Source organism: Exiguobacterium aurantiacum, assembly GCF_001766415.1.
Lineage (GTDB): Bacteria > Bacillota > Bacilli > Exiguobacteriales > Exiguobacteriaceae > Exiguobacterium > Exiguobacterium aurantiacum_A.
The window spans coordinates 41,660-52,268 of the sequence record NZ_MKXO01000010.1 but is presented as its reverse complement, the minus strand read 5'-3'; the positions used below and the strand labels follow the sequence as shown (position 1 = coordinate 52,268).

Annotated in this window: 8 protein-coding genes, 8 tRNA genes and 1 rRNA gene; all 17 read left to right on the top strand. The window is 51.7% G+C overall.

Translation table 11 applies throughout. From position 1 onward, the window contains the following. The first annotated feature begins 133 nt into the window (after positions 1-133). A 5S ribosomal RNA gene (gene rrf / locus BJU60_RS13490) occupies positions 134-249 on the top strand. A gap of 8 nt (positions 250-257) precedes the next feature. Then, positions 258-332 (top strand) — tRNA-Asn (locus BJU60_RS13485). 4 nt (positions 333-336) lie between these two features. Continuing rightward, positions 337-411: transfer RNA gene (locus BJU60_RS13480), tRNA-Glu, on the top strand. Between the two features lie 4 nt (positions 412-415). Then, positions 416-491, top strand: a tRNA-Val gene (locus BJU60_RS13475). Between the two features lie 27 nt (positions 492-518). Continuing rightward, positions 519-591, top strand: a tRNA-Thr gene (locus tag BJU60_RS13470). A gap of 6 nt (positions 592-597) precedes the next feature. Then, positions 598-681, top strand: a tRNA-Tyr gene (locus BJU60_RS13465). A gap of 5 nt (positions 682-686) precedes the next feature. Then, positions 687-762, top strand: a tRNA-Lys gene (locus BJU60_RS13460). A gap of 8 nt (positions 763-770) precedes the next feature. Then, positions 771-845, top strand: a tRNA-Gly gene (locus tag BJU60_RS13455). 17 nt (positions 846-862) lie between these two features. Further along, positions 863-938 (top strand) — tRNA-Ala (locus BJU60_RS13450). A 201-nt stretch (positions 939-1,139) separates the two neighbouring features. After that, the gene (gene rocF, locus BJU60_RS13445) at positions 1,140-2,042 is read left to right on the top strand and encodes an arginase (protein WP_083274155.1); all 903 of its coding nucleotides are present in this window, start codon (positions 1,140-1,142) and stop codon (positions 2,040-2,042) included. A gap of 132 nt (positions 2,043-2,174) precedes the next feature. Next, positions 2,175-2,750: an RNA polymerase sigma factor SigW gene (gene sigW / locus BJU60_RS13440; protein ID WP_070329318.1), complete on the top strand. Its 576-nt coding sequence runs from the start codon at positions 2,175-2,177 to the stop codon at positions 2,748-2,750. Further along, the gene (locus tag BJU60_RS13435) at positions 2,747-3,382 is read left to right on the top strand and encodes a polymer-forming cytoskeletal protein (RefSeq protein ID WP_070329317.1); all 636 of its coding nucleotides are present in this window, start codon (positions 2,747-2,749) and stop codon (positions 3,380-3,382) included. Before sigW ends, BJU60_RS13435 begins: the two co-directional genes overlap by 4 nt. Positions 3,383-3,515: 133 nt before the next feature. After that, positions 3,516-4,376, top strand: a complete 861-nt coding sequence (cdaA, locus tag BJU60_RS13430; RefSeq protein ID WP_016508862.1) for a diadenylate cyclase CdaA — start codon at positions 3,516-3,518, stop codon at positions 4,374-4,376. Continuing rightward, the gene (locus BJU60_RS13425) at positions 4,377-5,657 is read left to right on the top strand and encodes a CdaR family protein (RefSeq protein WP_070329316.1); all 1,281 of its coding nucleotides are present in this window, start codon (positions 4,377-4,379) and stop codon (positions 5,655-5,657) included. It abuts the gene before it with no gap. A gap of 35 nt (positions 5,658-5,692) precedes the next feature. Then, the gene (glmM, locus tag BJU60_RS13420; protein ID WP_070329315.1) at positions 5,693-7,051 is read left to right on the top strand and encodes a phosphoglucosamine mutase; all 1,359 of its coding nucleotides are present in this window, start codon (positions 5,693-5,695) and stop codon (positions 7,049-7,051) included. Positions 7,052-7,409: 358 nt separating this feature from the next. Beyond that, on the top strand, positions 7,410-9,206 hold the full coding sequence (gene glmS / locus BJU60_RS13415) for a glutamine--fructose-6-phosphate transaminase (isomerizing) (RefSeq protein WP_070329314.1): 1,797 nt from the start codon (positions 7,410-7,412) through the stop codon (positions 9,204-9,206). Positions 9,207-9,424: 218 nt separating this feature from the next. Continuing rightward, entirely contained in the window at positions 9,425-10,606 is a 1,182-nt protein-coding gene (locus tag BJU60_RS13410) for an MFS transporter (protein WP_070329313.1), read from the top strand. Positions 10,607-10,609: the final 3 nt, after the last annotated feature.

Sequence of the window (10,609 nt, the reverse complement as noted above, 5' to 3'; positions counted from 1 at the left end):
GACGATGAGGTAGATAGGTCATGGGTGGAAGCACGGCGACGTGTGGAGCTGAATGATACTAATCGGTCGAGGCTTTGATCTAGAAACGGTTTGAACTTGATGAGTCTTCAGTTTTCAGGGAACAATTCCCTTGTCTGGTGGCGATAGCGAAGCGGCCACACCCGTTCCCATGCCGAACACGGAAGTTAAGCGCTTCAGCGCCGAAAGTAGTTGGGGGTCTCCCCCTGTGAGGATAGGACGTTGCCAGGCAAGATCGTTCCGCAATAGCTCAGTGGTAGAGCAACCGGCTGTTAACCGGTAGGTCGTAGGTTCAAATCCTACTTGCGGAGCCAATAAGGCCCGTTGGTCAAGCGGTTAAGACACCGCCCTTTCACGGCGGTAACACGGGTTCGATTCCCGTACGGGTCACCATTTTGGAGGATTAGCTCAGCTGGGAGAGCACCTGCCTTACAAGCAGGGGGTCGGCGGTTCGATCCCGTCATCCTCCACCATTTTAATTAACCAATCAAACCATATATGCCGGTGTAGCTCAGTTGGTAGAGCATCTGACTTGTAATCAGAGGGTCGAGGGTTCAAATCCTTTCGCCGGCACTCCTTGGGGGGGTAGCGAAGTGGCTAAACGCGGCGGACTGTAAATCCGCTCCCTCGGGTTCGGCGGTTCGAATCCGCCCCCCCCCACCAGGTTTGAGCCATTAGCTCAGTTGGTAGAGCATCTGACTTTTAATCAGAGGGTCGCAGGTTCGAGCCCTGCATGGCTCACCATTTTTTTCGCGGAAGTAGTTCAGTGGTAGAATACGACCTTGCCAAGGTCGGGGTCGCGGGTTCGAATCCCGTCTTCCGCTCCATATTTATTCCCTGTAACGGGGCCTTAGCTCAGCTGGGAGAGCGCCTGCCTTGCACGCAGGAGGTCAGCGGTTCGATCCCGCTAGGCTCCACCACTTGTTTTTTTCTTAAGTTACTTACGACTTAAGTTTTTTTTTGCCTAAATCCATGAAACCATTCACTTAAGAGTACAGAGAAAGGCAGCCTGCCACCATTCAGGCTGCCTTTTTGCATGTTTATTCACCGGCGTGTTAAGTTGAACCACACATTTGGTAGCGTTTACAATGTAGGTATTAATTGCTCAAGGGGGAATGGCTATGCAATGGTCATATATTGAAGTACCACTCCGTTACGGACAGGGGAAACACGGAGTCGACCAAGGTCCAACTAAATTGCGAACACTCGGAATCGAGGCGTTACTGCCAACAGGGACGCTACAACAAACGATTCGTGTCTTGCCAGAGTCAGAAATTCAAGTGAATGAAGAACATTTAAAGCGCGTAGACGGCGTCTTGTATACGGTCAATGAGCTGGCAGACGTCGTCGCTGCCGATATTGAAGCAAATCGATTCCCGTTGATCGTTGGGGGCGATCACAGCATGGCAATCGGGACACTCGCTGGGCTCGCCAAAACCGGACCGTACGGAGTGATTTGGGTCGATGCCCATGCTGATTTGAATACGGGGGAAACATCACCGTCAGGCAATATCCACGGGATGCCGCTTGCCGCTGCGATGGGTCTAGGTGACATCCGATTGACGGAAGTCGGTGGGCGTGAACCAAAGCTTGCGTCAGAACATCTAGTGTACATCGCTTTACGTGATATTGATGAGGGAGAGATGCGAGCGATTAAGCAGCTTGGAATCAAGGTCGTGACGGTCGAAGAAGTTCGGACACGTGGCGTCGAGACAATCATGGCTGAAACGATCGAGTATTTACGTGACCGTGTCGATCGCTTCTATCTAAGCTTTGATATGGACAGTTTGGACGCTCGACTCGTCCCCGGAACAGGGACCCCGGTCGACGGCGGTTTGACGGCAGAGGAAGGGAAAGCAATTTTGGCGGAAGCGATGAAAGCCGACGAGTTGATTGCGATCGAGCTCGTCGAATTGAACCCTGCACTTGACCAAGAGGATACAACCGCTCAACTCGCCTTCAGTTTATGCGAAACGATTTTGAAATCCAAAGAAAACCTGTTACTGGAAAGCAAAACAGTCTAATCGCCTTACAGTTTCCAAATCCGTTTGTTACAATGGGTTTGGAAACTTTTTTTTGTGTGATGTGAAACCTGATCAGACAACTGAACGTATAATGTATTGACCGCATAGGTTGCGGAGAGGGGAAGTGGATTGATGGAACGGCTGACCACCCGTTTAGTAGACGAATTAAGGTCGGGGAATCACGATTCGTTTGCTGAGCTGGTAGAACTGTACAAGGATGGTGTCTTTGCCGTCGCCTTTAAGATTTTATACGATCGTGGCGAAGCCGAGGATGCTGCCCAAGAGACGTTCATTCGTGCATATACCCGGATTGATACGTATGATCCGCAGTATAAGTTCAAGACATGGTTGTATCGGATCGCCACGAACGTCGCCATCGACCGTCTCCGAAAGCGAAAGCCGGAGTACTCGATGGATGCCGAAATCGCTGGCACGGATGGTCTCACCTATCAAGACCATTTGGCCGATGATGCCCCCCAACCCGACGCCCAAGTCGTTCACCGCGAGATTCGAGGCGAAATGCATGAGGCAATCCAGCAACTGCCGGACAAATATCGTATCCCGTTACTGCTCAAGTATGTGGACGATTTGTCGCTCAAAGAAATTAGCGTCATGATCGATATGCCGGTCGCAACGGTTAAAACAAGGATCTTCCGGGGAAGAGAAATGTTAAAAACAATCTTTCAAAACAGGGAGGGGTTCAATTGACTCCTGAAGAGAAACTGCAACAATACTTGGAAGATGGCATCCTGCCCGAAGAATCTGACGAATTACGTCAATTACTAGAGGACGAATCCTTATACGAGGCGTACCTTCAGTACGAACGAATAGATGCCGAACTTAAAGCACTTCCACGTCCTAAGCTATCAGACGATTTTACGGCGCGCGTGATGGCGGCCATTCCTGAAGCGAAAACGTCTCCGCCGGCGACACCGGTCGTGCGTCTTGAAGACCGTCCACGGCCACGGAGAAAACCGCATTCGAAACAGATGACTTGGTTCCGGAAGCATCCAGGACTCGTCGCGGCCTTACTATTCTTTAGTTTAATGTCGAGCGCGACACTCGGTTTATGGAACGGGTCTACCGAAACCATGACGTACACGAAAGTACCTGGAATCGTTGTCACAGCGAACGAGGTCGTCGTACCGAAAGACGTCATCGTCGATCGTGACATTACGGTCCAAGGTGGGGACCTGCGGATCGAAGGTACCGTCAACGGCAATGCGACAGCCGTGCACGGCCGAGCCTATTTGGCCAGTGCGGGTGAAGTGACCGGAGAGCTCGAACAAATCGAGCAGATTTTTGAGTGGGTTTGGTACTCCATCAAACAAATACTTTAAGAGAGGCGCCTCAGGGCGTCTTTTTTCATTCGTTTCAATCTGGTTTCGTTTTGTCATCTAACGATGCGTCGTTTGGGAAATATGATATAATGAAACTTGCACGAATTGGCTAGGTAGTTGAGGAGGGGAGCATTTGCCGCTACTTGAAAAGGTTTCAATCTTATCATTTTTTAGTCTTTCAGAGAACGTACATTGGTACGATTATTTGAATGACGTTTTAGATATTGTCGTCGTCACGTACGTCATCTATAAACTGATGATGATCGTCCGTGGGACAAAAGCGGTCCAACTGATAAAAGGGATTTCAATCATCCTCGTCAGCTGGTTCCTCAGCGGATTTTTTGGTTTAAAGACGTTACAGTTCTTGCTGAACCAAGTGATCACGTATGGTTTGCTTGGGATCATCATCATCTTCCAACCAGAACTTCGACGTGGGCTTGAGCACTTAGGGCGAACGAGCAATTTGTTCGGTCGTACGAGCACGAGCGATGAGGACAAGCAACGACAAATGATCGAAGCGATTGTCAGTTCGGCACAGTACATGTCGAAACGTCGAATTGGGGCGTTGATCGCGATTGAACGAGATACCGGATTGAACGAATACGTTGAAACCGGTATCCGGATGGACTCGCACATCACGTCACAACTGATCATCAATTTATTTATTCCGAATACACCGCTTCACGATGGGGCGATGATTATCCAAGACGGGAAAATTGCAGCGGCGGCTTGTTATTTACCGCTCTCGGAAAGCCCGCACATCGATAAGGCGCTCGGGACGAGACACCGGGCCGCGATCGGGGTCAGTGAAGTGACCGATAGCGTGACGCTCACCGTTTCAGAAGAGACGGGTGCGGTATCTCTAGCGATTGCTGGACGTTTATACCGCGAGCTAGACGAGGAGGCACTTCGCAACAAGTTGATCCAAGAACTTGTTATTGAAGAAAAAGAGACGACACTCTCGTTCTTTAATAAAAAAGGGGGGGACAAGTAAGTGATTGATCAGTGGTTACAACATAAATGGTTTCTCCGCATCATCGCACTTGCTTTGGCCATCCTTCTTTATTTTATGGTCGCCGAGACGAGCTCGTCGACCAATTCAACAAATGCATTGCCGATTGTCGGGCAAAGCTCGATGTCGCTTGACGTTCCTGTCGAAGTATTTTTCGATGAAGTACAATACGTCGCGTACAACGTTCCGGAAGAGATGAACGTTGAGCTGCAAGGTCCATCGAGTAGTTTGACGATGACAAAATTGGTGAAAGATTATCAAGTGTTCGTCGATTTAACGAACCTCGGTACTGGGTTCCATCGTGTCCCGGTGGAAGCACGAGGTTTCGGCGGTGACGTCAACGTAAAGCTTGAGCGGGACACTGTTGAAATTTACATCGATCGCAAACAGACAGTTGAAGTGCCCGTTTCGGTCAACTTGTTAAATAAAGACCAGTTGCCGGAAGGGTATGTGGTCGGAGAAGCAGAGATCGAACCGGCGACTGTAAAAGTGTCTGGTGGCGAAAGCCGGATTCAAAACGTAAAAGAAATCACATTGAACGTCGATGTGGCGAATCAAAATCAGACGTTCACGCGTGAGGTGCCGCCGACGATTTTAGACGCGAACGGAAACCCGCTTAACGTGACGGTCGAACCGAATATCATCAACGTCACGGTTCCTGTCTATGAACAAAGTGCCGTGTTCCCGATTGAAGCTGTCACGACCGGCGAAGTTGCCGATAAATTCAGGCTCGTTGACACGTTGTTAGAGGAAACAGAAGTCCGTGTTTTCGCACCGCGCGAAGTGCTCGATGCACTAGACCGTGTTGAGACCGAGCCGATTGACCTTGATGGCGTCGATCAGACGGGGAAAGTGACAGCGAAGCTTGTCCTGCCGGAAGGCGCATCATCGCTCGCTGCCGAACAAGTGGAAGTCCAGCTACTCGTCCGAGCGGATGATCAAACGCGAGATGATACCGGGGAATTGACGGAACGCATCCGTTTAACCGTGCCTGTCACGGTCAGAGGCTATGATCGGACGAACTATACGCTTCAAGCACCGGAAGTCGTCAGCGTCACATTGTCAGGTAAACGATCACTCCTTGAGAGCGTGACGTCGAACAGCATCAGTGTGACACTAGATTTGACGGGTCTGCCGAGTGGTTTGCATGGGGTCGATGTAGACTATGAAGTACCGAAAGGCGCGACGGTCGTCTCGCCGAAAACAATCGACGTCGAGTTAACGAGCGTCGAAGACCAAACCGAAACGTCTTCGCTTCAATGAGACGTTCAATCATACAAAAGTGAGGAAACGAATATATGGGTAAATATTTTGGAACAGATGGGGTCCGCGGTGTCGCGAACTCAGAATTGACAGCAGAACTAGCTTATCGTTTAGGACGCATTGGTGGTTACGTGTTATCGAAGCACTTGCCAGCCGGTGAACAGCCGAAAGTATTGATCGGGCGTGACACACGCATTTCAGGTCATATGCTCGAAGGCGCACTGATCGCAGGTCTTTTGTCAATCGGAGCGGAAGTGATGCGTCTCGGTGTCATCTCGACACCAGGTGTGGCTTACTTGACGAAGTCGCTTGACGCGACAGCAGGTGTCATGATCTCAGCTTCACATAACCCGGTTGCCGACAACGGCATCAAATTCTTCGGTAGCGACGGTTTCAAGCTCGATGATGCGACCGAAGCAGAGATCGAAACGATTCTCGACGCGGCGGAAGATACACTCCCGCGTCCGACAGGGAAAGATCTCGGATTCGTCTCGGACTACTATGAAGGGGCACAAAAGTACCTTCAACTCTTGAAACAGACGGTTGATGAGGACCTCGATGGTCTCCATATCGCCCTCGACTGTGCCCATGGCGCGACGAGCGGCCTTGCGGCTCGCTTGTTCGCTGACCTTGAAGCGAACGTCTCGACAATCGGGAACTCGCCGAACGGGTTGAACATTAACGAAGGCGTCGGCTCGACACATCCGGAACACTTGGCACAATTCGTTCGCGAAAAGGGAGCGGACATGGGCCTTGCGTTTGACGGAGACGGAGACCGCTTGATCGCGATCGATGAGAACGGCGACATCGTCGACGGCGATAAAATCATGTACATTTGCGGAAAATACTTGAGCGAAAAAGGTCGTTTGAAAGACAATACGATTGTCGCGACAGTCATGAGTAACCTTGGCTTCCACAAAGCAGTCGAAGACGCAGGTATGACGGCTCTTCAAACAGCTGTTGGTGACCGTTACGTCGTCGAAGAGATGAAGAAGCATAACTACACGCTCGGTGGCGAGCAGTCGGGTCATCTCATCTTCCTCGATTACTCGACGACGGGCGACGGGATGCTCTCGGGTGTCCAACTCGCACAAATCGTGAAGACGACAGGACGCAAGCTGTCTGAACTAGCAGCTGAAATGCCGGTCTATCCACAAACGCTCGTCAACATTCGCGTCACGAATAAACAGGATGCGATGACAGGGGAGCGCGTGCTCACAACGATTCAAGAAGCGGAAGCTGAAATGAACGGAAACGGGCGTATTCTCGTCCGGGCATCAGGTACAGAGCCACTCGTTCGAGTGATGGCTGAAGCGCCGACGAAGGAAGAATGCGACCGTTACGTCGAACAAATCGCTCAAGTCGTCCGTGAAGATTACGGTGTTGAAGGATAATTTTGTCGAAACAGGGAATAACACAAGGGAATCCAATTTTGGGTTCCCTTTTTGTTTCCGTTTTGTCACTGTGAAATCATTTGATTTTCTTGACGGATGGGGGTGTGATTTGTACTATTAAGAGCGTGACCTTAGAAACGGAGGGGCACAAAGTACGAGAAAGCGCCAGAACTCTTTATGAGTTGACGAGGTTGGAGGTTATCGAGATTTCGGCGGATGCCTCCTAGTCGCCTGTCACGACTAAAAGCAATCCCTCAAAACGTCCGGGTGACCGGACGGCCAAAGGGGAGCGCATTGACAGCTCTTTGAAAAAGCCCGTTTCCTTTTTCGAGAAATCGAATATAGAGGAGATTTTTGTATGTGTGGAATTGTAGGAATGATTGGGAATACCGGAGCGAAGGAAATCCTTCTCAAAGGTTTAGAGAAACTCGAGTACCGCGGTTATGACTCGGCAGGTCTTGCGTTGATGCACGATAACGTCAACGTTCATAAGGAAGTCGGTCGCATCGCTGCGCTACGCGAAGTCGTCCCAGCAGAAGTAGACGGATTGATCGGAATCGGCCACACACGTTGGGCGACACACGGGGTACCGAGCGTACCGAACGCCCACCCGCACCAGAGCACGACGGGCCGCTTTACGCTCGTCCACAACGGCGTCATCGAGAACGACGAGCAGATCAAGGCGACGCTTGACGTGCCGTTCCTCTCAGAGACGGACACGGAAGTCATCGTTCAATTGATGGAGAAGAACTTCGTCGAGCTTGGTGACGTCGAATTGGCGTTCCGCAAGACGCTCTCAGAGCTCCACGGCTCGTACGCGATCGCGATGATCGACTCAGAGGACCGCGAACGCCTCTATATCGGTAAGAACAAGTCGCCGCTCCTCGTCGGACTTGGTGATGGCACGTTCAACGTCGTCGCGTCGGACGCGATGGCGATGCTCCAAGTGACGGACCAGTACCTCGAGCTCCACGACGGCGAGATCGTCATCTTGACACGTGAGTCGGCGACGATCAAGACGCTCGACGGCGACGTGCTCGAGCGCGCGCCGTACACGGCCGAGATCGATGCGTCAGACATCGAGAAGGGCACGTACGCGCACTACATGTTGAAGGAGATGGACGAGCAACCGGCCGTCATCCGCAACATCATCCAACACTACCAGAACGACAATGGCGACATCGAGCTCACAGAAGGCGTCCGTTCGCTCGTCTCGGAAGCCGACCGCATCTACATCGTCGCTTGTGGAACGAGTTACCATGCTGGTCTCGTCGGCAAGCAATTGATCGAGCGTGTCGCTGGTGTGCCGACAGAAGTGCACGTCGCGTCAGAATTCGGTTACAACATGCCGCTCCTCACGGAGAAACCATTGTTCCTCTTCATCTCACAATCAGGTGAGACGGCCGACAGCCGTGCCGTCCTCGTCGAAGTGAAGAAGCGCGGCTACAAAGCGCTCACACTCACGAACGTTGCCGGTTCAACGCTGTCGCGTGAAGCGAATGAGACGATGCTCCTCCATGCTGGCCCTGAGATCGCGGTCGCATCGACGAAAGCTTACACGGCGCAAATCGCCGTGCTGGCGATCCTCGCTTACGACATCGCTCGTGCGAACGGGAAGAAGCTTCCGTTCGACCTCATGACGGAACTCGCTCGCATCGCGACGATCATGGACTCGGTCATGGCTCAAAAAGAAATCTTTGAGCAGTTGGCTGAAAAGTTCTTGAAAGAATCACGTAACGCGTTCTTCCTCGGTCGTGGGATGGACTCATACGTTGGTCTTGAAGGCGCGCTCAAGCTGAAAGAGATCTCGTATATCCAAGCGGAAGGCTACCCAGGCGGTGAGCTCAAGCACGGACCGATCGCGTTGATCGAAGACGGCACACCGGTCATCACGCTCGTCTCGCAACCGAACACGCACCTCAACATTCGTGGAAACATCAAGGAAGTTGTCGCTCGTGGCGCAGTTGCCTGTACGATCTCGATGGAAGGCATGGAACACGAGAGTGATTCATTCGTCTTGCCGCGTGTCGAGCCGTTGCTCACACCACTCGTAACAGTACTCCCGCTTCAACTCATCTCATATTACGCTGCACTCGCGCGTGACTGTGATGTCGACAAGCCACGTAACTTGGCGAAGTCAGTAACTGTAGAATAAAGAGTAGGCCAAGATCTTTCGAGATCTTGGCCTTTTTTTGTGATTTACGTTGCGTCAACCGGCTTGATATACTGAGTTTATAAACGACTAAGGAGAGAACGCCATGCGAATCCAAACATTTAAAACATTCATCCTGCCGGAGGAAGTGCGTTCATAAGTTGGCCCACCTCCTCCGATGATTCACCGTATTGGAACAATCATATCGGAGGACTACCCAATTGAAGATTCAACAACTGTATTACATGGTCACGAGTTCGCGCTCACTTGTCATCCAGATGGTATTCACGCTGAACGCCATCTATTACGTGACGACCGCCGAGCTTAACGCGCTGCAGCTCGTCTTGATTGGCACGATTTTAGAAGTATCGATTTTCCTGTTCGAACTGCCGACGGGACTCGTCGCGGATTTGTACGGCCGCAAACGGTCGATTGTCATCGGCACCGGTTTGATCGGGGCCGCCCACTTGTTAGAAGGCGGCATCCCAGAGTTTTGGGCCATCGCAATCGCCTCTTCACTGTGGGGAATCGGTTGGACGTTCATCAGCGGGGCCGAGCAGGCGTGGATTGCCGATGAGATGGGGAACCAGGAGTTAGAACAGGTGTTTTTACGAGGCGCTCAGTACAGTTCACTCGGTCGCTTTATCGGGATTGGGATAGCGGTGCTATTCGCAGAAATGACGTCCGTGCAAACGACGATTGTCGTCGCTGGAGGTTTGTTAATAGGACTCGCGCTCCTCATCTGGAAAGTAATCCCGGAAACGAGGTTTGAGCCGATCACCCGAGCTGGCACCTCAAATCTGCTTCAGGCGAAGCGGACGGTAGCAGAAGGCTACGCCCATATCCGCGGCAATACGATCCTCGTTGGGTTGGCCGCCATCACGCTCGTCTGGGGACTCGCGAGCGAAGGGTTCGACCGGTTGTGGGGCGCTCATTTGATCGATACGTTTCGGTTGTCAGAACAAGCGGCCATCTATTGGTTCGGCCTGTTTTATGCCGTTGCGTTTTTACTGAACATGCTCGTCCTCAAAGGTGTCGAGACGTACATCAAAGGACGCTACGCGACGACATTGTTTTGGTTCAACGTTTTGCTCATCCTCACGATGCTTGCGTTCGCATGGGTCGGACAATTCTTTGTGGCCGTCTTGTTGTATTGGACGATTGCCGCGCTTCGGAACGTGCATTATCCGCTCATGAGCGTCATGACGAACGAGCGGCTCCCGTCCAAGGGCCGGGCGACGATTTTGTCGATGTTCGGTCAAGTCGATGCGTTCGGCCAAGTCGCCGGCGGTCCACTCATCGGCCTCGTCGCCCTATATACGTCGATTCAAGGGGGGCTCGGGGTGTCAGCACTGTTGCTATTACCGATGCTCTATTTTTTAAGAAGGATTAAGCACCACTAATTC